The 19,368-nt window shown below is 65.8% G+C and carries 21 protein-coding genes; 11 read left to right on the plus strand and 10 right to left on the minus strand.

What is annotated here, in order from left to right; genetic code table 11:
• Window positions 1-220, plus strand: a 220-nt coding sequence (locus VFG17_RS13415; protein ID WP_325029893.1) for an acyl-CoA dehydrogenase family protein, incomplete at its 5' end; no start/stop codon positions are given.
• Window positions 217-1,629 (plus strand): 3-isopropylmalate dehydratase large subunit, encoded by a 1,413-nt coding sequence (gene leuC, locus VFG17_RS13420; protein ID WP_325029894.1) that lies wholly within the window; start codon window positions 217-219, stop codon window positions 1,627-1,629. The genes VFG17_RS13415 and leuC, both read left to right, overlap by 4 nt.
• On the opposite strand, the gene leuD is transcribed toward leuC, so the two are convergent.
• Entirely contained in the window at window positions 1,626-2,210 is a 585-nt protein-coding gene (gene leuD / locus VFG17_RS13425) for a 3-isopropylmalate dehydratase small subunit (protein WP_325029895.1), read from the minus strand. The genes leuC and leuD overlap by 4 nt on opposite strands.
• 185 nt (window positions 2,211-2,395) lie before the next feature.
• Here leuD and VFG17_RS13430 point away from each other — a divergent pair, with 185 nt between their 5' ends.
• The gene (locus VFG17_RS13430) at window positions 2,396-2,902 is read left to right on the plus strand and encodes a MarR family winged helix-turn-helix transcriptional regulator (RefSeq protein ID WP_037553978.1); all 507 of its coding nucleotides are present in this window, start codon (window positions 2,396-2,398) and stop codon (window positions 2,900-2,902) included.
• 64 nt (window positions 2,903-2,966) lie between these two features.
• Complete coding sequence (locus VFG17_RS13435) at window positions 2,967-3,542, plus strand: NAD(P)H-dependent oxidoreductase (protein ID WP_325029896.1); 576 nt, start codon at window positions 2,967-2,969, stop codon at window positions 3,540-3,542.
• On the opposite strand, the gene VFG17_RS13440 is transcribed toward VFG17_RS13435, so the two are convergent.
• The gene (locus VFG17_RS13440; protein WP_325029897.1) at window positions 3,539-3,991 is read right to left on the minus strand and encodes a MarR family winged helix-turn-helix transcriptional regulator; all 453 of its coding nucleotides are present in this window, start codon (window positions 3,989-3,991) and stop codon (window positions 3,539-3,541) included. The two genes, VFG17_RS13435 and VFG17_RS13440, sit on opposite strands and share 4 nt — an antisense overlap.
• A 147-nt stretch (window positions 3,992-4,138) precedes the next feature.
• On the opposite strand from VFG17_RS13440, the gene VFG17_RS13445 reads away from it, so the two are divergent.
• From VFG17_RS13445 to VFG17_RS13470, 6 genes are read left to right on the plus strand one after another with little or no spacing between them, the layout of a single operon-like run.
• Entirely contained in the window at window positions 4,139-5,773 is a 1,635-nt protein-coding gene (locus VFG17_RS13445) for a long-chain-fatty-acid--CoA ligase (RefSeq protein ID WP_325029898.1), read from the plus strand.
• Between the two features lie 24 nt (window positions 5,774-5,797).
• Window positions 5,798-6,928 (plus strand): alpha/beta hydrolase, encoded by a 1,131-nt coding sequence (locus tag VFG17_RS13450; protein WP_325029899.1) that lies wholly within the window; start codon window positions 5,798-5,800, stop codon window positions 6,926-6,928.
• A gap of 1 nt (window position 6,929) precedes the next feature.
• The gene (locus VFG17_RS13455; RefSeq protein WP_325029900.1) at window positions 6,930-7,907 is read left to right on the plus strand and encodes a phosphotransferase family protein; all 978 of its coding nucleotides are present in this window, start codon (window positions 6,930-6,932) and stop codon (window positions 7,905-7,907) included.
• Window positions 7,904-9,202 carry a phosphopyruvate hydratase gene (gene eno, locus VFG17_RS13460; protein ID WP_325029901.1) on the plus strand — a complete coding sequence of 433 codons (1,299 nt, stop codon included), beginning with the start codon at window positions 7,904-7,906 and terminating at the stop codon, window positions 9,200-9,202. Before VFG17_RS13455 ends, eno begins: the two co-directional genes overlap by 4 nt.
• Complete coding sequence (locus VFG17_RS13465) at window positions 9,199-10,119, plus strand: NAD(P)-dependent oxidoreductase (RefSeq protein ID WP_325029902.1); 921 nt, start codon at window positions 9,199-9,201, stop codon at window positions 10,117-10,119. Before eno ends, VFG17_RS13465 begins: the two co-directional genes overlap by 4 nt.
• The gene (locus VFG17_RS13470; RefSeq protein WP_325029903.1) at window positions 10,119-10,811 is read left to right on the plus strand and encodes an alpha/beta fold hydrolase; all 693 of its coding nucleotides are present in this window, start codon (window positions 10,119-10,121) and stop codon (window positions 10,809-10,811) included. The genes VFG17_RS13465 and VFG17_RS13470 overlap by 1 nt, the downstream gene beginning before the upstream one ends.
• 118 nt (window positions 10,812-10,929) lie before the next feature.
• Here VFG17_RS13470 and VFG17_RS13475 read toward each other — a convergent pair whose 3' ends face one another.
• On the minus strand, window positions 10,930-11,988 hold the full coding sequence (locus tag VFG17_RS13475) for a 5-methyltetrahydropteroyltriglutamate--homocysteine methyltransferase (protein ID WP_414712953.1): 1,059 nt from the start codon (window positions 11,986-11,988) through the stop codon (window positions 10,930-10,932).
• 80 nt (window positions 11,989-12,068) lie between these two features.
• Here VFG17_RS13475 and VFG17_RS13480 point away from each other — a divergent pair, with 80 nt between their 5' ends.
• Window positions 12,069-13,634, plus strand: coding sequence for a long-chain-fatty-acid--CoA ligase (locus tag VFG17_RS13480; protein ID WP_325029905.1), 1,566 nt, complete (start codon window positions 12,069-12,071; stop codon window positions 13,632-13,634).
• 214 nt (window positions 13,635-13,848) lie between these two features.
• Here the strand turns inward: VFG17_RS13480 and VFG17_RS13485 are convergent, their stop codons facing one another.
• From VFG17_RS13485 to VFG17_RS13515, 7 genes are read right to left on the minus strand one after another with little or no spacing between them, the layout of a single operon-like run.
• Entirely contained in the window at window positions 13,849-14,442 is a 594-nt protein-coding gene (locus VFG17_RS13485) for a VOC family protein (RefSeq protein WP_325029906.1), read from the minus strand.
• Between the two features lie 11 nt (window positions 14,443-14,453).
• Window positions 14,454-15,071, minus strand: coding sequence for a glutathione S-transferase (locus VFG17_RS13490; RefSeq protein ID WP_325029907.1), 618 nt, complete (start codon window positions 15,069-15,071; stop codon window positions 14,454-14,456).
• Window positions 15,072-15,114: 43 nt separating this feature from the next.
• Window positions 15,115-16,044, minus strand: coding sequence for an SMP-30/gluconolactonase/LRE family protein (locus VFG17_RS13495; protein WP_325029908.1), 930 nt, complete (start codon window positions 16,042-16,044; stop codon window positions 15,115-15,117).
• Window positions 16,044-16,691 (minus strand): carboxymuconolactone decarboxylase family protein, encoded by a 648-nt coding sequence (locus VFG17_RS13500; RefSeq protein WP_295319588.1) that lies wholly within the window; start codon window positions 16,689-16,691, stop codon window positions 16,044-16,046. Before VFG17_RS13500 ends, VFG17_RS13495 begins: the two co-directional genes overlap by 1 nt.
• Before the next feature lie 10 nt (window positions 16,692-16,701).
• Window positions 16,702-17,097 (minus strand): nuclear transport factor 2 family protein, encoded by a 396-nt coding sequence (locus tag VFG17_RS13505; RefSeq protein ID WP_325029909.1) that lies wholly within the window; start codon window positions 17,095-17,097, stop codon window positions 16,702-16,704.
• Window positions 17,098-17,107: 10 nt separating this feature from the next.
• A complete protein-coding gene (locus tag VFG17_RS13510; protein WP_325029910.1) occupies window positions 17,108-17,995 on the minus strand; it encodes an SDR family NAD(P)-dependent oxidoreductase in 888 nt (295 codons plus the stop codon).
• Window positions 17,992-19,287 carry an MFS transporter gene (locus tag VFG17_RS13515; protein ID WP_325029911.1) on the minus strand — a complete coding sequence of 432 codons (1,296 nt, stop codon included), beginning with the start codon at window positions 19,285-19,287 and terminating at the stop codon, window positions 17,992-17,994. The genes VFG17_RS13510 and VFG17_RS13515 overlap by 4 nt, the downstream gene beginning before the upstream one ends.
• Window positions 19,288-19,368: the final 81 nt, after the last annotated feature.

The raw sequence follows: 19,368 nt of genomic DNA on the forward strand, positions 1-19,368 counted from the left end.
CAACTACTGGGCGAACCGCCTCGTCTGCGAAGCCGCCGACCGCGCGATGCAGGTCCATGGCGGCATCGGCTACTCGCGCCATAAACCCTTCGAACATATCTACCGACACCACCGCCGCTATCGCATCACCGAAGGCGCCGAGGAAATACAGATGCGCAAAGTCGCCGCTTTCCTCTTCGGATATATGGGGCCGAGAAAAGAAACGTTGGGGATGCTGTGACGCGGCCCCGCACGCTCTACGACAAGATTTGGGATGCGCATGCCGTTGCCGAGGATGATGGCGAGACGCTTCTCTACATCGATCTGCACCTGCTGCACGAGGTGACCTCGCCGCAGGCCTTCGCCGGGCTCACGTCCGCCGGCCGTGCGGTGCGGCGGCCCGAGCGCGCGCTCGCGCTGTCCGACCATAATGTCCCGACGACGGGACAGAGGGCAGGCCCCGCGGGCGTTGCGGACGCCGAAGCACGCGCGCAGCTCGAAGCGCTGGTCGAGAATACGGGGCGCTTCGGGATCGAGAATTTCCCGATGGGCGATCCGCGCGGCGGCATCGTCCATGTCGTCGGGCCCGAGCAGGGGCGCTCGCAGCCGGGGATGACGATCGTCTGCGGCGACAGCCACACCTCGACCCACGGCGCTTTCGGGGCGCTCGCCTTCGGGATCGGGACGTCGGAGGTCGAACATGTGCTGGCGACGCAGACGATCCGTCAGCGCCGCTCGCGCAACATGCGCGTGACCGTCGACGGCGCGCTGACGCCGCATGTCCACGCCAAGGATCTCGCGCTTCATTTGCTCGGGATGATCGGCGTCGACGGCGCGGGAGGGCATGTCATCGAATATGCGGGCGACGCCGTGCGCGCTCTGTCGATGGAGGCGCGGATGACGCTCTGCAACCTCAGTATCGAGATGGGCGCGCGCGCTGGGCTGGTCGCGCCCGATGCGACGACGCTCGCCTATCTGAAGGGCCGTCCGGCCGCGCCGCGCGGCGAAGCATGGGAGGCGGCCGCGGCGCGCTGGGCGGCGCTGGCCAGCGACGCTGGCGCGGCATTCGACCGCGAACTGAAATTCGATGCGCGGGACGTGCGGCCGATGGTGAGCTGGGGGAACAACCCGTCGCAGGTCGTCGCGATCGACGGTCATATTCCCGATCCCGCGACGCTGGGCGATCCCGACGCGCGTGCCGCTGCGGCGCGGGCGCTCGCCTATATGGACCTGGCCCCCGGCGCGGCGATCGCCGGGCAGCGGCTCGACCGAATCTTCATCGGCAGCTGCACCAACAGCCGGATCGAGGATTTGCGCGTCGCCGCCGACATCGTGCGCGGCCGCCATGTCGCGCCGCACATCCGGGCGATGGTCGTGCCGGGATCGGGGCTGGTCAAAAGACAGGCCGAGGCGGAGGGCATTGCCGACACGCTGCGCGCCGCGGGGTTCGACTGGCGCGAGCCCGGCTGTTCGATGTGCGTCGGGATGAACGCCGACCGGCTCAACCCCGGCGAACGCTGCGCGGCGACCTCGAACCGCAATTTCGAAAATCGCCAGGGGCGCGGCGGACGCACCCATCTGATGAGCCCGGCGCTCGCGGCGGCGAGCGCGATAGCGGGATGTATCGCGTCGCCGGCGATGCTCGACTAGATCGCCGCCTCGAACCGCGCGATCGCGTCGGCGTGGCGCAGCGTGCGGTCGATATCGTCGAGCCCCTCCATCAAGATGCGGCGGTCGCCCGGATCGAAGTCGAAAGCGATCGTTTCGCCCGAGGCGAGGCGGATGCGCTGCGCTTCGAGATCGACCTCGATGGGCGCATATTGCGCCGCCTCGATCTCGCTGCGAAGCCGGGCGCAGTCTTCATCGGGCAAGCGAATCAGCAGCAGGCCGTTCTTGCGCGCATTGCCCGCGAAGATGTCGCCGAAACTCGGCGCGATGACGCAGCGGACCCCGAAGTCGGTGAGCGCCCACACCGCATGTTCGCGCGACGAACCGCAACCGAAATTGCGGTCGGCGACCAGAATCCGCGCATCGCGGCAGGCGGGCCGGTTGAGGATGAAATCCGCGCGTTCGCGGCCGTCCGTATCATAGCGCAACGCGCGGAACAGATGGCGGCCGAGCCCCGAACGCGTCAGCGCCTTCATATATTCGGCGGGAATGATCATGTCGGTGTCGACATTGGTGAGCGGCAAGGGCGCCGCGACCGCTTTCACCCGGATGAATTTTTGCACATCGCCTCCATTAACTTAGTATGCTAAGTATATTGATAAGCGAATCTTGTCCAACATTATCGCGGGGTTGGAACGGCGACGGGGCGGGAAGCGACGACGAAGATGGTTGCCGCGCGAACCTTCGCGTCCTAAGATTCAACCCGGCGCGGGGCGGGCACCCGACGCTGCGACAGGGGAGCAGGATTTTGGTCAAGAAAACAAAAGATTACCGGCATCCGGCCGAATATTATACCGATCCTGAAAACAGCATCGGCTACCTCGCGCGCGTCGTCTTCCGCTCCTTTTCGCGGTTGCTCGAACGCCGCACGCTGACGCACGACGTTTCGGCGGGGCAGTGGCGTTTCCTGCGCCAGCTGTGGCGCGAGGACGGGATTACCCAGCGCGAACTCAGCGAACGCGTCGGGATGCGCGAGCCGACCACCGTCGTCGCGCTGAAAGGGCTGGAAAAGGCGGGGCTGATCACGCGCAAGAAGACCGCCGACGACCGGCGCAAGACCTTCATCCATCTGACCCCGCACGCCAAGAAGCTCGAATTGATCCTCGCGCCGATGAACGCCGAGATTCACGAGATCGCCACCAAGGGCATGAGCGACGAGGAGGTCGAGGTGTTGCAGGGGCTGATGCGCCGCGTGATCGACAATCTCGCCGATGAAACGCGCAAGCTCGCGGTGCTTTCGGACATCAAGGCCTGACCGCTTGATCTTGCCGCGACCGGACAATAAGTTAGTATTCTAATCATATTGTCCGGGAGGAAAAATGACCAGCATCGCCGTCATCGTCGGGAGCATTCGCGAGGGATCCTATAACCGCGCGTTGGGCGAACTCGCCGCCGCCAGCCTCGAAGCGCAGGGCGCAAGCGTCACGCGCGTCGATCTCGCGACGTTCGACCTGCCGCTCTATTCGGCCGCGCTCGAGGCCGGTACCTTCCCGCCCGATGCGCTGAAACTCAAAACGCTGTTCGCCGCGCAAGACGGCCTGTTGTTCGTGTCGCCCGAATATAATGGTTCGCTTCCGCCGCTGCTCAAGAATGCGATCGACTGGGCGTCGCGGCCGACCGGCGACGAGAGCCTTGTCGCGCTCTCCGCCTATCGCGGCAAGGCGGCGGCGATCATGTCGGCGTCGATCAGCCCGTTCGGGGGGCTGCGCGGGCTGATGCATCTGCGCCAGATCCTGTCGACGATCCAGATGCTGGTGATCCCCGAACAGGTGCTCGTGCCGAATGCGCACGCGGCCTTTGCCGAGGACGGCAGTCTGAAGGAGCCGTTGCCCGCGTCGCTGGTGGATATGACCGCCGCGCGGCTGGTCGCGGTTGCGAAGGCGCTTGCAGCTTAGCGGTTGCGCGAAGTGGCCGGCGCGCGCACGATATTGTCGCCCCAATCGGCTTCAAGCGCTGCGAGCAGCGCGTCGAACTTGTCCTGCCCCAGCCGGTCGGCGATCTGCGCGGTGAGCGCGTCCATTGATCGCTGCGCATCCTTGCGCATGCGCGCGCCAAGGTCGGTCAGCGAGACGATCATGTGGCGGCGATCGTCGGGATCGACGTCGAGCCGAACGATGCCGAGCTTTACCATCTGGTTGATCGTGCTGTGGATCGCCTGCCGCGACACGCCGAGATTGCGCGCGATGTCCGACGGGCGCACGACGCCGCTGACGATATTGGTCATGATCATCGACTGCGGGCGATTGACGTCGGGCCAGCCATGATCGTGAAGCCGCGCCTGCAGTCCTTCGTCGAGCCAGCAGAAGCGTTGAAAAAGCGCGATGATAAGCTGGTTTGTGCGCATATGACGCTATGCTGTGCCCCTGTTGCCGGCGGGGTGCCGACGCGATCACGCTAGAAGAGCGATGCGGGCGAAGCAAGGCTGGCTGGCGTTGCAAAGGCAAAATACTTAGTATACTACCTATTGTAACGACAAGGGAGAGAGGGCCGCATGGACGGGTTGATGCAGAATGTGCCGCTGACGGTCGACCGGATCATCGACCATGCGGCGAACTGGCATGGCGCGCGCGAGGTGGTGTCGCGCGATGCCGAGGGACGCGTCACCCGCTCGACCTATGCCGACATTCATGCCGATGCGAAGCGCGTGTCGAATGCGCTCGCCGCCGAAGGGATCAAGCCCGGCGACCGCGTTGCGACGATGGCGTGGAACGGATCGCGGCACCTCGCGGCATGGTATGGCGCGGCGGGCATGGGCGCGGTGCTCCACACGCTCAACCCGCGGCTGTTCCTCGAACAGATCGCCTATATCGCGAACCATGCCGGCGACCGGCTTCTGATCGCCGACCCGGCGACCGCCGATCTGGTGGAAGAGTTGCTGCCACTAGTCCCGTCGATCGAGAAGGTGATCTTCTTTTGCGACCGCGCTTCGCTCCCCGACACCAGCTTTCCGGCGGCCGCGTTCGACGATTGGATCGCCGGCCAGCCCGCCGAATATGATTGGGGCGGCTTCGACGAGAATGCCGCGTGCGGGCTGTGCTACACCAGCGGCACGACGGGCAATCCGAAGGGCGTGCTTTATTCGCACCGCTCCAACTATATCCACGCGCTGATGACGCTCCAGCGCGATGCGCTCGCCTTGTCGGCGCGCGATACGGTGCTCCTCGTTGTGCCGATGTATCACGCCAATGCGTGGGGCGTCGTCTATTCGGCGCCGGCGGTCGGCGCGAAGCTCGTGCTGCCCGGGCAGCGGATGGACGGCGAATCGATCTATAATCTGATCGAAGAGGAAGGCGTGACTTACTCTGCCGCGGTGCCGACGGTGTGGCAGATGCTGCTCACCTATATGCAGGAGAATGGGAAGCGTTTCACGACGCTCGAGCGCGTGACGATCGGCGGTTCGGCGTGCCCCGAATCGATCATCCGCGCCTTTCGCGACGATTATGGCGTCGATGTCATCCAGGGCTGGGGCATGACCGAGACCTCGCCGCTCGGCACGGTGTCGGTGCCCAATGCGTCGGTCGACGCGAAATCCGATGACGAGCAGATGGCGTATAAGCTGAAGCAGGGGCGGCTGCTCTGCGGGCTCGAAATGAAGCTGATAGACGATGCCGGCAATCGCCTGCCGCACGACGGCAAGACCCCCGGGCGGCTGATGATCAAGGGGCCGACGATCGCGGGCGCCTATTATGGCGGCGAGGGTGGCGAGGTGCTCGACGACGAGGGCTTTTTCGACACCGGCGACGTCAGCACGATCGACGCCGAAGGCTATATGCAGATCACCGACCGCGCCAAGGATGTCGTGAAGTCGGGCGGCGAGTGGATCAGCTCGATCGAGATCGAGAATATCGCGATGGGGCACGAGGCGGTCGCCAACGCCGCGGTCGTCGGTATCGCGCATCCCAAATGGGACGAGCGGCCGATCCTTCTCTGTCAGCTCAAGCCTGGCTGCGCAGCCTCGGCCGACGATCTGAAATCCTTTCTCGACGGCAAGATCGCGCGCTGGTGGATGCCCGACGACGTGCTGTTCGTCGATGAAATCCCGCTCGGCCCGACGGGCAAGATCGACAAGAAGGCGATCCGTGCGGGGCTGGAGGGGTATAAATTGCCTTTCGAAGTCATCCGCTGACACAATCGACAATTAGGAGAGACGATGATGGACCCGAATGGGATCGAAGGATTGGACGCGCAATTTATCGGGCGCGTGTCGCCGACCGCGCCGCGCATTCAGGCGGGCGGGCGTCCGTGCCAGGGCATCTACTGGACCGAAAGCGGCAAGCGGCCGAAGGTCGCGATCATCGCGACGCATTACAACGTCGATTTCTCCGAACATTATATCGCGCCTTATTTCGCGCGCCAGGGCTTCGGCTTCCTCGGCTGGAACACGCGCTATCGCGGGGTCGAGGATCAGTTCCTGCTCGAACATGCGGTGCTCGATATCGGCGTCGGCATGAAGTGGCTGAAAGAGGAAGCGGGTGTCGAGCAGATCGTCATCCTCGGCAATTCGGGCGGCGGCTCGCTGATGGGCGCCTATCAGGCCGAGGCGATCGCGCCGACCTTGACCGACCGCCTGCCGTCGGTCGGGCAGGATGCGATCGCGCAACTCGTCAAAGGCGACCTCTATATCAGCTTCAACGCGCATCAGGGGCGTCCCGAAGTGCTCACCGACTGGATGGATGCGTCGGTGATCGACGAGAATGATCCGGTCGCCACCGACCCCGAACTCGACCCGTTCAACCCCGACAACGGTCCGCCCTATTCGGAAGATTTCATCGCCAAATATCGTGCCGCCCAGCGCGCGCGCAACCAGCGGATCACCGATTGGGCGAAGGCCGAACTGAAGCGCCTCAACGAGGCCGGCATCCCCGACCGTATCTTCCCGATGTTTCGCTGCTGGGGCGATATCCGCTGCGTCGACCCCGCGATCGACCCGTCGGATCGCAAGCCCAATTGGTGCTATCGCGGCGATCCCGCCATCGCCAACCGCACGCCGAGCATCGGGCGCGCGAATACGATCAAGACCTGGCTCAACATGTGGAGCCTCGAAACCTCGCCGTGCCAGGGGCAGCCGCACCTCGCCAAGCACGACACGCCCGCGCTGGTCGTGCAGGGCACCGCCGACACCGGCGTTTTTCCGAGCGACGCGCGCAAGATCTTCGATTTCCTTGGGAGCGGTGACAAGAAGCTCGAACTCATCCCCGGCGCGCATTATTTCGAGGACTCGATCGAAGAGCGCCAGAATGCCGCCGACCTTGTCGGCGCATGGATTCGGGAGAAGCTGTGAGGTGGCGACAGACGCCGACATCGTCGCGGACCTGCGCGCCGCCGGGCTGGTGGGCGAGGGCGATGTCGTCCTCGAACCGCTGACCGGCGGCGTGTCGTGCGACGTGTGGAAGGTTGAGACGCCGTCCGGGCCGATCGTCGTCAAGCGCCCGCTGCCGCAGCTTCGCGTCGCCGCCGAATGGCATGCGCCGGTCGAGCGCGGGACGAGCGAGGTGCGCTGGCTGCGGCGGGCCCGGGGCGTGGACGCGCGCATCGCACCCGAAGTGCTCGCCGAACTGCCCGGCCATGCTTTCGCGATGCGCTTTCTTCCCGGTTGCCCTGTGTGGAAGGATGAGCTGATGGCGGGGCGCGTCGACCGCGCTTTCGCTGCACAGGTCGGGACCGGCATCGCCGCGGTCCACGCCGAGACCGCGCACAAGGACGGCGACCGCGCCGATTTTCCCAACGACGAGATGTTCCGCGCGCTGCGCGTCGATCCCTTCCTGCTCTACGTTGCGCAGCACGACGCCGAACTCGCGCCCGCGCTGACCGCGCTCGCTGCCGACCTGTCGGGGCGCAAGATCGCGCTCGTCCATGGCGACGTCAGCCCCAAGAATATCCTCGTCAGCGGCGATGGCCCGGTGTTCCTCGACGCCGAATGCGCCGTCTATGGCGACCCGGCTTTCGATCTGGCCTTCTGCACGACGCACCTGTTGCTGAAAGCGGTGTGGTCGGGCGATGCCCGAATGAACGAGGCGGCGACTGCGCTCGTTGTCGCCTATCGCGCCGGTATCGATTGGGAGGATGCCGACGGTCTGCTGCTCCGCACGGGCAAGCTCACCGCGACGCTGCTCCTCGCGCGCGTCGAGGGCAAATCGCCCGCACCCTATCTTACCGACCCCGAACACAAGCGCATCGTGCGCGATCAGGCGCGCGTGCTCATCCTCGCGCCGCAACCGATCGACGCGCTCGTCGCCAACTGGAAAAGGAAGTTTGCATGACCTCGCGTATCGCCTCCGTCACCGGCCGCCAGCTTTGGGATTCGCGCGGCCGGCCCACCGTCGAGGCCGAGGTCGTGCTCGAATCGGGCGCGGTCGGGCGTGCGATCGCGCCTGCCGGCGCCTCGCGCGGCGCGCATGAGGCGATCGACCTGCGCGATGGCGGCGAAGCGTTCGGCGGCTTCGGTGTCAACCGCGCGGTCGCGGGGATCGGGTCGGAGATTGCGGGCGCGATCGCCGGGATGGACGCGCGCGATCAGGCGGCGGTCGACGCGGCGCTGTGCGACCTCGACGGTTCGCCGAACAAGGCGCGGCTCGGCGCGAACGCCATCGTCGCGGTGTCGATGGCGGTGCTTCATGCCGCCGCTGCCGATGCGCGCGAGCCGCTGTGGCGCTATCTCGCGGGCGGGCGCAAGGTGCGCGTCCCGCTACCCGAGATCCAGATTTTCGGCGGCGGAGCGCACGCGGGACGGCGCACCGACGTGCAGGATTTCATGGTGATGTGCCCGAAAGCGGGCAGCTTTCGCCGCGCACTCGAGATCACCGACGATGTCTATCGCGCCGCGGGCAGGCTGATGGAGGCGAAGGGACCGCTGTCGGGCGTCGCCGACGAGGGCGGCTGGTGGCCCAACTTCGCGTCGAACGAAGACGCGCTCGATACGCTGACCAAGGCGATCGAGGCGAGCGGGCACCGCGCGGGCGAGGAGGTGTTTATCTCGCTCGACATCGCCGCGAACGAGCTCGGCGATGCGGGCGGCTATGATCTCGCGCTCGACGACGGACGGCTGTCGGGCGAGGAAATGGCGGCGCGGATCGTCGAATGGGCGAAACGCTATCCGATCCTATCGATCGAGGACCCCGCCGGGCAGGACGACTGGACGACGATGGCGGCGGTGACCGCGGCGATCGGCGATACGGTCCAGATCATCGGCGACGATGTGCTCGTCACCAATGCCGAACGCGTCGCCCGCGCGGGCGAGGCGGCGGTGTGCAACGCGGCGCTGATCAAGGTCAATCAGGTCGGCACAGTTACCGAGGCGAAGGCGGCGCTCGATGCGGCGGTGGCGCGCGGCTGGGGGGCGATCGTCTCGGCGCGTTCGGGCGAGAGCGAGGACGTCACCATCGCGCATCTCGCGACCGGCTGGGACGCGGGGCAATTGAAGGTCGGCAGCTTCACGCGGTCGGAACGCATGGCGAAGTGGAACGAGATGCTGCGGATCGAGGAAGCGATGGGTGCCGATGCCGAATTCGCGGGCTTTTCGGCCTTCGCGGGTTCGATCGGCCGGGTCGCGGCATGATCGTCCTCCACGCCCGCCCGAGCCCGGGTTTCCGCGAAGCGGTCGATGCGATCTTCGGACCCGGCGTGGTCGTCCATGTCGATGAAGCCGCGCCGCTCGACGCGGTAGCGCCCGACATCACCGCGCTGCTTCATGTGCTGACTCCGGTGACGGGCGATTTCATCGCTTCGGCGCCGAAACTGAAGCTGATCCAGAAACTCGGCGTCGGGGTGAACACCATCGCGCTCGACGCTGCCCGCGGGCATAAGGTCGCGGTGTGCAACATGCCCGGCACCAACAGCCAGGCGGTCGCCGAAATGGCGCTGTCGCTGATGATGGCGGTGCTGCGGCGGACCTGCTTCTTCGACGCCCGCACGCGCGGAGGCGAAGGGTGGACTGCCGATCCGTCCGAGCTGGACAGTGTTGGCGAGATCGGCGGTCGCACGGTCGGTCTTGTCGGCTTCGGCAATTCGGCACAACTGCTGGCGCCGGTGCTAGCGGCGCTGGGGGCAAAGGTCGTGTATACCGCGCGCGGTGCGCGCGAAGTGCCATATGAATATTGGCCGCTCGACCGGCTGCTCGCCAAAAGCGACATCGTCTCGCTGCACATCCCGCTCACCGATGAAACCCGGTCGTCGATCGACCCCTTCGCGATGAAGAAGGGCGCGGTGCTCGTGAACACCGCGCGCGGCGAACTCGTCGATCAGGCGCGGCTGGTCGAGGCGCTGACCTCGGGCCACTTGCGCGGCGCGGGGCTCGACGTCTTCGCCGAAGAACCGCTGTCGCGCGGCAACCCGTTGCTCGGGCTGCCGAATGCGGTGCTCGCGCCGCATATCGCGTGGCTCACCCCCGAAACGCTCGTGCGCAGTCTGACCGTCGCGCATGAAAATTGCCGCCGCCTTGCCGCGGGCGAAACCCTTCTTCATCAGGTGGTCTAATGTCGCTTCCTATCGTCCTCATAACCGGCCAGCTTTTGACCGACGCCGTCTGGCAGCCGCTGCTTGACGCCTGGCCTGACCGCGAAATCATCGTTGCCGACAACCGGAGCGACGACACGATCGCTGGCTTCGCGCAGCGCCTGCTCGACAACGCCCCGCCGAAGTTCGTGCTGGTGGGTCACGCGATGGGCGGCTTCGTCGCTTTCGAGGTGATGCGCCGGGCGCCCGAGCGCGTCGCGAAGCTTGCCTTGATTTCGACGCTCGCCTCGGCCGACGGTCCGGCGCAGACCGCGCGGCGGCAGGGCTATATCGACCTTGTCGAGAGCGGCAATTTCGATCAGGTCGTCGAGGAACGCCTCCCGATCCTGTTTCCCGAGCAGAAGCGTGGCGACGCCCGCCTGCTCGGCATCGCGCGGGCGATGGCGGCGGACACCGGCGCCGATACCTTTCTCGCGCAGCAACGCGCGATCATGGCGCGCATCGACAGCCGCCCGCGGTTGGGTGAGATCGCGGTGCCGACCTTGCTGATCTGGGGCGAGAAGGACGGGATCACCAGCCGCGCGCATCATGACGAGATTGCGGAGGCGATTCCGGGCGCGCGGTTGGAGGTGATCGCGGGCGCCGGGCATCTGCCCACGGTCGAGGCGCCCGAGGCGGTGGTGCCGTTGCTGACGGCGTTCATCGACGAATAATTGGCATAAACAAAATTCCGTTCGCCCTGAGCTTGTCGAAGGGCCGTCCTTCTTTCAGCGACAGAAGGAAGAACGGTGCTTCGACAAGCTCAGCACGAACGGATTTGGGCTTAGGATATTATTTCAGTTCCGCCCGCACCAGCGCGGTCCCGTCGACCATCGCCTTCAGCTTGGCCTGCGAATGCTCGCGGCTGTGATATTTCATACCGCAGTCGGGCGCGATCCACAGGCGTTCGGCATCGACATAGCGCAGCGCCTCGCGGATGCGGTCCGCGACGACTTCGGGGGTCTCAACCTCCGGAATCGACAGGTCGAGCACGCCGTACATGATCGTCTTGGTCGGCAGCTCGGCGAGGATCGAGGGGTCGAGCCCCGGTTGCGCCGCTTCGACCGAGATCACGTCGATCGCCGAGGCTTCGAGTTCGGCGAGGAAATCATAAGCCTTGGGTTTCGGCCCCGTCGCCCCCGCGCCGTGATGCACCATCGCGTAACCGAAGCAGATGTGCAGCGCGGTCGTCCCGCCGACGCCGTCCAATGCGCGATTGATCGCCTCGATCGCATAGCTGTTCGCCTCGGCGGCGCGTGCCTGCAGATAGGGTTCGTCGAGCTGGACGACGTCGACTCCGGCGGCGAACAGGTCCTTCACCTCGGCATTGACCGCGTCGGCATAATCCATCGCGAGCGCGCGCGCGTCGGGATAATAGCCATTTTCGGCCTGCTGCGTCATCGTGAAGGGACCGGGCAGGGTAAGCTTCACCGGCTTGGTCGAATGACGGCGCAGGAACGCCGCATCCTGCGCCTCGATCGGCGCAACGCGGCGGATCGGGCCCGAGACGAGCGGCACCGGATTCGCGTTGCCGGTCCGGTCGATCGCCGTGCCATGTTTCTCGCGGTCAATCCCCGACAGCGCGGTCGCAAGGCGGTTCGAATAGCTTTCACGCCGCATCTCGCCGTCGCCGACGATGTCGATGCCGAGCTCCTCCTGATCGCGGATCGCCATCAAGGTCGCGGCCTCCTGCGCGTCGGCGAGCCAGGGTTCGGGAATGCGCCACAGCGTCTCGGCACGCACGCGCGGGGGCAGGCTGGCCTTCAGCGCCAAGCGGTCGATCAGCCAGTCAGGCTGGGGGTAGCTTCCGACGATCGTCGTCGGCAATATGGGGTGGTCGAACAAGGCCAATCCTCTCGATTTTTGGGCTGGCCAAACATTTGCTTAGTATTCTATCTAATTCAAGTCGAAACGACGGTTGGGAGAGCAAAATGATCGATCTGGAGGCCATCCGGACGCTGGCGGACATTCCGGCGGCACAGGCGAAAATGCGGGGACAGGCGACCGCGGTGAAATTCGGAGGCCGCGAGACGAGCTTCGCGCAGCTCGATGCGCGGTCGAACCGCGTGGCGCACGCGCTGGCCGCTTCGGGCATTGTGCCCGGCGACCGCGTATCGGCGCTGACCAAGAACCACGATGGCTGGTATCCGCTCTTCTTCGGCACCGCGCGCGCGCGCGCCTGTTTCGCGCCGATCAACTGCCGTCTCGCGCCCGCCGAGATCGGCTTCATCCTCGGCGATGCCGGGCCGAAGCTGCTCTTCGTCGGCGAGGATTTCTTCGATTGCGCGCTCGCCGCGGTCGCCGGCCTCGCGGCTCCGCCGCGCCTCATCGCGCTTTATGGCGAGCATCCGGCGTTCGAGCCGTTCGACGCCTGGCTCGGCGATGCCTCCGAAGCGTCGCTCGCCGACCCGCCTGAGCTCACCGACGATGTGCTCCAGCTCTACACCAGCGGCACGACCGGCTTGCCTAAGGGCGTCGTGCTGACGAATGCCAATTACCGCACCTTCCTCGAAGCCGCGACCGAGGTCGACGGCTTCGCCTATGGCGAGGACGAAACGGTTATGATCGTCATGCCGCTGTTCCACGTCGCGGGCACGAACGTTAGTTTCTCGGGGCTCGCGCAAGGCGGACGGCTGGTGCTGGTGAAGGATTTTACAGCTCCCGACGCGGTGCGGATGTTGCGCGAGGAAGATGTCGCGCACGCCTTCCTCGCCCCCGCGATGATCCAGATGATGCTGCTCCAGCCCGGCGCGAACGACGGCGCCTATCCGGCGCTCAAGTCGATCGCCTATGGCGCCTCGCCGATCGCCGAGGATGTGCTGCGCCGCGCGCGCGCGACCTTCGGCTGCGATTTCGTGCAATTCTACGGCATGACCGAGTCCGCCGGCGGTGGCTCCTATCTCTCGCCCGCCGCGCACGATCTGCCGGGCAAGCTTACTTCGTGCGGCAAACCGTGGCCGGGCGCCGCGATGGCTATCCTCGATGGCGAGGGGCGCGAACTCGGCGAGGGCGAGATCGGCGAGATCGCGATCCGCGGCGGCATCGTGATGAAGCAATATTGGAACCGCGCCGCGGCGACCGAAGAGACGCTCGCGGGCGGCTGGCTCCACACCGGCGACGTCGGCTATCGCGACGCCGATGGTTTCTATTACGTCCACGATCGCATCAAGGACATGATCGTGTCGGGGGGCGAGAATGTCTATCCGGCCGAGGTCGAAAGCGCGATCATGGGCTGCCCCGGCGTCGCCGACGTCGCGGTGATCGGAGTGCCCGACGACAAATGGGGCGAGGGCGTGAAGGCGCTGATCGTCCCCGCCGCGGGTGCGTCGCTCGACCCCGCCGACGTGATCGCCTGGGCGCGCGAGCGGATCGCGGCGTATAAGGTTCCCAAAAGCATCGAGTTCATCGACGCGCTGCCGCGCAATCCGTCGGGCAAGGTGCTTCGCCGCGAACTCCGCGCGCCCTATTGGGAAGGGCGCGACCGCGCGGTGGGGTAGAACGTCCGCGTTGGGGGTTCCCAACCTTCGTCATCCCGGACTTGATCCGGGATCCATTCCTCCGGCGCTGGCGTGAATGGATCCCGGATCAAGTCCGGGATGACGATGAAGGGCACGGCGGCTTCTGGCCCAAAAATGCCATTTTCGCCCTCCAAAAAGAACCCGGCCAAAGGCCGGGTCCAGGAGGAGTTCCCAGTGGTGTCTTCGGGAATGTCTATTCGGCGGGCACCGGGGTCCGGCCGACGATGAAGCCTTCGCGTTTCGTGCCGTCGGCCTGCACCGGATCGTGCGCGACGTCGCGCTCGTCGAAGATCTTGGTCCACGCCGCGAATTCGAGGCAGACGCCGTCGGGGTCGAAGAAATAGACCGAGCGCACGAACACGCCGGGGTGCATTTCGGCCGACGATTGCGTCGGGCTGTCGTCGTGGTTCAGCACGGGCGTCACCTCGATGCCCTTCTCGATCAGCCGGTTGTAATAATCGTCGAACTTGTCGGCGCGAACGTTGATCGCGATATGGTTCATCGACCCGTGCGCCGACACGAAGCTGCCCTTCGTCGGCAGCGCGGCGGGCGCCGAGATGCCCGGAACCGCTTCGGGGGCGTCGGGGAACCAGAAGAAGGCGAGGCTGTCGCCATTGCCGATGTCGAAGAAGAAATGCTGGCCGCGCCCGCCGGGCAGGTCGATCGTCTTGGTGAGTGGCATGCCGAGCTTGTCGCGGTAGAATTCGACCGTCTTCGCCATATCCTTGCACACGAGCGCGAGGTGGTTGACCCCGCAAAATTCGAATTCGCTATTTTCTGCAGCCATCATCCGTCTCCTTAGTTTGCGGCGGCGCTGGGGCGGCTCTTCGTCCGCTCGAACCAGCCGAGAATATTCGTGTTGGCGGGGTCGATCGGCTGGCCGACCGAGGCGCCGAAATCGAGGAATGCGAACAGCATGATGTCGGCGAGCGTGAAAGCGTCGCCCGCGATGAATTCGCGCCCGGCGATCTGCGCGTCGAGCCAGCTTATCCCGTCCTGCGCGGTCGCTTTCAGCCCTTCGGCCGCTTCGGGCAGGCAGCGCAGCCGCGCTTCGAACAAAGGCAGCCCTTCGGAGAAGCGGAAGCCGTTGGTCAGCGGCTCGCAAATCTTGAGGTCGATGCGGCGTGCCCACATGCGGGTATTTGCGCGTTCCTCGGGCGTCGAGCCGATCAGCGTGGGTTCGGGAAAGCGTTCGTCGAGATATTCGCAGATCGCGGTGATTTCGCAGAGAAAGCTGCCGTCGTCGAGTTCGAGCGCGGGCGTCTGGCCGGCGGGGTTCACATCGACATTATAGGGCGCACGCCGGTTCTCGCCGCCGCGCAGGTCGACGGTGACCTCGGGGATCTCGATACCCTTTTCGGCCATGAACAGCTTCACGACGCGCGGGTTGGGGCCGACGCTATTATAGAATTTCATCCTGTCCTCTCACCGAGTCTTTTATCATTTTCGCGATCAATCGTCAATTAAGTTGACGATTATGAAGTTGCAGCCCCGAACGCGGCCAGCGGACGCGATACAGCGTCCCCGTCGTCGACGCCGTAATATAGGCATCGCGGTGATCGGCGCCGCCGAAGGCGATGTTGGTGATACCGACATCGGGGAGCGGGACGAACTCCGATCCGCCGCCATCGGGGTCGAAGATCGTGATCCCGCCTTCGACCATCGTGCCGACGCAGATGCGGCCGCTTTGCTCGACCGCGAGGCTGTCGAGCAGGCGAAAGGCGGGCGGCGTGCCGACCAAACGGCCGGGCGCCCACGGCGGCGGCGGGGCGAGTTCGCCCGGCGCGACGATGTCCATCGCCCAGACGCGCGCGGTCATCGTCTCGCTGACATAGAGCGTCGTGCCGTCGGGCGACAGGCCGATGCCGTTCGGGCCCATCATGTCGGCGCGCTGGCGGCTGATCCGCGACCCGTCGGCGGCGGCATAGAAGATCGCGCCATGGTCGCGGCCGCTGTCCCGCACCTGTCCATGATCGGTGAACCAGAAGCCTCCGTCTGCATCGAAGACGATGTCGTTCGGCCCCTTGAGGCGCTCGCCCTCGAAGCTGTCGTAAAGCGTGGTCATCGCGCCGGTCGTCAGGTCGACGCGCTGGATCGACCCACCGGGTTCGGCGTTCGCGGCATGGCCGGGAAAGAGCAGGCCGCCCGCCTCGATCCACTCGAACCCGCCATTGTTGCAGACATAGGCCGCGCCATCGGGCCCGATCGCCAGCCCGTTCGGGCCGCCGCCAAGTTCGGCCACGACCGACAGGCTGCCGTCGGGCAGGGCGCGGGTCAGCGTCCCGCGCGCGATCTCGACGAGCAGCACCGATCCGTCGGCCATCGGCACCGGGCCTTCGGGAAAGCGAAGGCCTGTCGCGACGACTTGCGGCTCGCCGTAGCCGCTCATCAGCCGTTCGCAGGCCGCGGCGCGCTGAGGAAGTCGGCGGCGCTGAAGCCTTCGGGTGCGGCGATCTCGACGATCGGGTCCTCACGCGCGTCATATTCCATGCGCAGCGCGCGCGTGATCACCGCGTGCATGTCATAGAGGCAGGTGATGTAGGTGAATTCGAAAATCTGCTCGTCGTTCCAGAAGGTCTTAAGCTTGTCGAATATCTCGAGCGGCACGCGGCCCCCAGCCTGGCTCAGGCAGTCGGCGTAGGCGAGCACCGCGCGTTCCTGCTCGTCATAGCAATCGGCGACCTGCCAGTGCGCGATGGCGGCGATCTTCTCTTCGCTGACGCCGAGGCCGCGGAGCGACTTGCAATGCTGCGAGAAGACGAACTGGCTGCCCTTGACCCAGCCGGCACGCGTCTGGCCGAGTTCGCGCAACACCGGGTCGATCGTACGCGCGGGGTTGCGGTAGACGGCGAAGCCCTTGACCGCATGTTCGAAGATGTCGGGTGACAGCGCGAACACCGTCCACCAGTCGCCGGGCGTGCCGGTCGCGGTGCCGGGCTCGGCGACGGGGTCGCGATCGCCGAACAGGCGGTTGTAGTAAGCAAGGACGGTCTCGTCGGTGACTTCCGAGCGGGGAACCTGGCGCAGGACGGGCATGGGTGACTCCTCAGGCGTTCGCGAATTTGCGGAATTCGGCGACGTGCGCGCTGTCGAAATATTCGTCGAGGCGCGTGATCTTGCCATTTTCGACCTTGCAGATGATCGCGCAGGGCAGGCGGACTTCGCCGTCGTCGTGGACGCGGCGACCCTTCAAAACATGTTGCTGCACGAAGCCGCCGGGAAAGGTGGTGAGCTGGCGGTCGGCATATGCGCGGTCCTTGATCCGCGCGACCATGCCGGTCAGCGTCTGCGCGGTCTGTGCCGGCGTCACGATCGCCTCGTCGGTGTTGTGCCATATCTCGGCATCGGGCGTGAAGCTGTTCTGCATCGTCTCGATGTCGCCTTGCTCGATCGCGTCGAAAAAACGCGTCGCCATCGCGCGGATGTCGTCCTGCTCTGCCATGTCTCTCTCCTTAAACCTTGGCGCCGAACATGCGGCCGCCGTTGGCCGCGATCAGCCCGTCGATGTCGTCGCCCTTGTACGCCGGATCGGCCGAGGGGCCGAAGGACGCCAGCATATCCCGCGTCACCAGCTCGGCCATCGCCTTCCATTCGGGATGGGTGAAGATCCAGTAATCGCCGGCTTCGATCGCCTGCACGACGCGCGCGCCGATCCTGTCCGGCGCCATGCCGCCCGCGAGCACGCCCTGCATCGCCTGGCTCGTCGCCGCCGCCTTGCCGACCTCGACCTCCACGGGGCGCAGCTCGCGCGTCGTCTCGACGATGCGCGTCGCCGACATGCCGGGCATCAGCACCGAAATGTCGACGCAGGTTTCGGCCAGCTCGTTGCGCAGCGCCATCGCGATGCCGAGCGTCGCATATTTGGAGCTGATATAGGCGACTGAGATCGGCGGCGGCACGATCGCGACCATCGACGAGGTGATGACGAGATGGCTCGGCTCGCCGGACGCCTTCATGTCGCCGAGGAAGGTTCGGCAGGCGTAGAGATGCGCATGCGCGTTGACCGCATAGTTCCAGCGCCAGACGTCGGTGTCATATTGCTCGAACGGCCCCGATCCGCCGCCGACCCCGGCGTTGCTGAACAGGATGCGGACGGGGGCGAAGTCGCGCGCCTTCGCGCCGGCCTCGGCCCAGCTCTCTTCGCTGGTGACGTCGAGCTGGAGGCCAACCGCGTCGGCGCCGTCGCCGCGCAGCGTGGCTGCCGCCGCCTCGGCCCCCGCGCCGTCGATGTCGGCGAGGATGACCGATGCGCCCTTCGCCGCGAGCGCCTTGGCGGTCGCGAATCCCAGTCCGCTCGCACCGCCGGTGATGAAGGCGGTCTTGCCTGCGACGTCGGTCATTCGGCGAAATCCTTCTCAAGATAACGCGTCATGCGATACTGGGCGAGGCCGGCGGCGGCGGCGAAGGGTATCAGCGCCATCAGCGCCCAACGCAGGCTGTCGTCGCCATAGGCGGGCTTCAAGCTATCGCTGACGACCCCGGCGAACAGCGGGCCGAGCCCGAGGCCGATGATGTTGAACATCAGCATCAGCACCGCGGCGGCGGTCGCCCGGCTGCGCGGCGGGGTCAGATTCTGCACGAGCGCGAGTGCGGGGGCGACATAGGCGGTGCACGCCGCCATCGGGATGAGCATGAGCGCGAGCGAGAGCTGCCATGTGTCGACGAGTAGCGCGGCGATGAAGGTCGGGATCAGGACCGCGGTGGCGAGCGCGGGGATCGTCCCGTAGGCGCGCGCCGAATGTTTTGCGCGGTGGCTGACGAGCCAGCCGCCGCCGAGAATGCCGATACCGAAGGTAATGCCGGCGGCCGGGCCGAAATAAGTCGCCATTGCTTCCAACGGCATCTTCTGCGTCCGCATCAGGAACGCCGGAATCCAGTTGAGCATGCCATAGCTCACGAAGGCGGCGAGCCCGCTGCCGATCATGACCATGCGCAAAGACGGGCGGCGGATGAACATCGCGAGGCTCTGGCTGAAGGGCAGCGCCTCATCGGCCGGCTTATGCGCGTCCATCGCTCCGCGTGCGGGCTCGCGAACGAGCCAGATCAAAAGCGGCGCGACGAGGATGCCGACGATGCCGATGACGATGAAGGCGTTGCGCCAGCCGATATTCGCGGCCGCCCACGCGCCGAAGGTCGCGCCGACGAACACGCCGAACGGGCCGTTGAGTGTGAACAGACCGATTGCGAGCGGGCGCCGGGCCGGCGGATAATAATCGGCGATCACCGAAAGCGAGGGCGCCGTGCCGCCGGCTTCGCCCGCGCCGACGCCGAAACGCATCAAGGCCAATTGCCAGAAGTTCGAGACCATGCCGCATGCGGCGGTGAAACCGCTCCACACGATACAGGCGATGCCGATCAGCTTCACCCGGTTCCAGCGGTCGGCGATCATCGCCACCGGCACCCCGGCGGCGGCATAGAAGAGCGCGAACGCAAAGCCCGTGAGCAGCCCGAATTGCGTGTCGCTGAAATCCATTTCGGCGCGGATCGGCTCGACGAGCACCGACAGAAGCTGGCGGTCGACGAAGTTGATCGTGCCGACGACGAACAGCATCGCGAGCGCGACGTTGCGGCGGAGCGCATGGCCGTTACCCGGCGCTGCGGTGCCTGCACTGAAGGCGGTGGCCTCGGTCATAACTCTCCCCAAAACGCACGAGTCTTCTCGTTCGAAAAATACTTAGGTATTTAAGTTTATCTGTCAATGTGCTTTACGGTA

Source organism: Sphingopyxis sp., from assembly GCF_035686825.1.
GTDB lineage: Bacteria > Pseudomonadota > Alphaproteobacteria > Sphingomonadales > Sphingomonadaceae > Sphingopyxis.

What these genes read in the sequence shown, in the direction of transcription:
- VFG17_RS13470 (WP_325029903.1), top strand. Translation starts at nt 10,119, where the DNA reads ATGTCGCTTCCTATCGTCCTCATAACCGGCCAGCTTTTGACCGACGCC.
- eno (WP_325029901.1), top strand. Translation starts at nt 7,904, where the DNA reads ATGACCTCGCGTATCGCCTCCGTCACCGGCCGCCAGCTTTGGGATTCG.
- VFG17_RS13440 (WP_325029897.1), bottom strand. Translation starts at nt 3,991, where the DNA reads ATGCGCACAAACCAGCTTATCATCGCGCTTTTTCAACGCTTCTGCTGG.
- VFG17_RS13515 (WP_325029911.1), bottom strand. Translation starts at nt 19,287, where the DNA reads ATGACCGAGGCCACCGCCTTCAGTGCAGGCACCGCAGCGCCGGGTAAC.
- VFG17_RS13510 (WP_325029910.1), bottom strand. Translation starts at nt 17,995, where the DNA reads ATGACCGACGTCGCAGGCAAGACCGCCTTCATCACCGGCGGTGCGAGC.
- VFG17_RS13505 (WP_325029909.1), bottom strand. Translation starts at nt 17,097, where the DNA reads ATGGCAGAGCAGGACGACATCCGCGCGATGGCGACGCGTTTTTTCGAC.
- VFG17_RS13450 (WP_325029899.1), top strand. Translation starts at nt 5,798, where the DNA reads ATGATGGACCCGAATGGGATCGAAGGATTGGACGCGCAATTTATCGGG.
- VFG17_RS13465 (WP_325029902.1), top strand. Translation starts at nt 9,199, where the DNA reads ATGATCGTCCTCCACGCCCGCCCGAGCCCGGGTTTCCGCGAAGCGGTC.
- VFG17_RS13485 (WP_325029906.1), bottom strand. Translation starts at nt 14,442, where the DNA reads ATGGCTGCAGAAAATAGCGAATTCGAATTTTGCGGGGTCAACCACCTC.
- VFG17_RS13480 (WP_325029905.1), top strand. Translation starts at nt 12,069, where the DNA reads ATGATCGATCTGGAGGCCATCCGGACGCTGGCGGACATTCCGGCGGCA.
- VFG17_RS13435 (WP_325029896.1), top strand. Translation starts at nt 2,967, where the DNA reads ATGACCAGCATCGCCGTCATCGTCGGGAGCATTCGCGAGGGATCCTAT.
- VFG17_RS13445 (WP_325029898.1), top strand. Translation starts at nt 4,139, where the DNA reads ATGGACGGGTTGATGCAGAATGTGCCGCTGACGGTCGACCGGATCATC.
- VFG17_RS13500 (WP_295319588.1), bottom strand. Translation starts at nt 16,691, where the DNA reads ATGCCCGTCCTGCGCCAGGTTCCCCGCTCGGAAGTCACCGACGAGACC.
- VFG17_RS13495 (WP_325029908.1), bottom strand. Translation starts at nt 16,044, where the DNA reads ATGAGCGGCTACGGCGAGCCGCAAGTCGTCGCGACAGGCCTTCGCTTT.
- VFG17_RS13490 (WP_325029907.1), bottom strand. Translation starts at nt 15,071, where the DNA reads ATGAAATTCTATAATAGCGTCGGCCCCAACCCGCGCGTCGTGAAGCTG.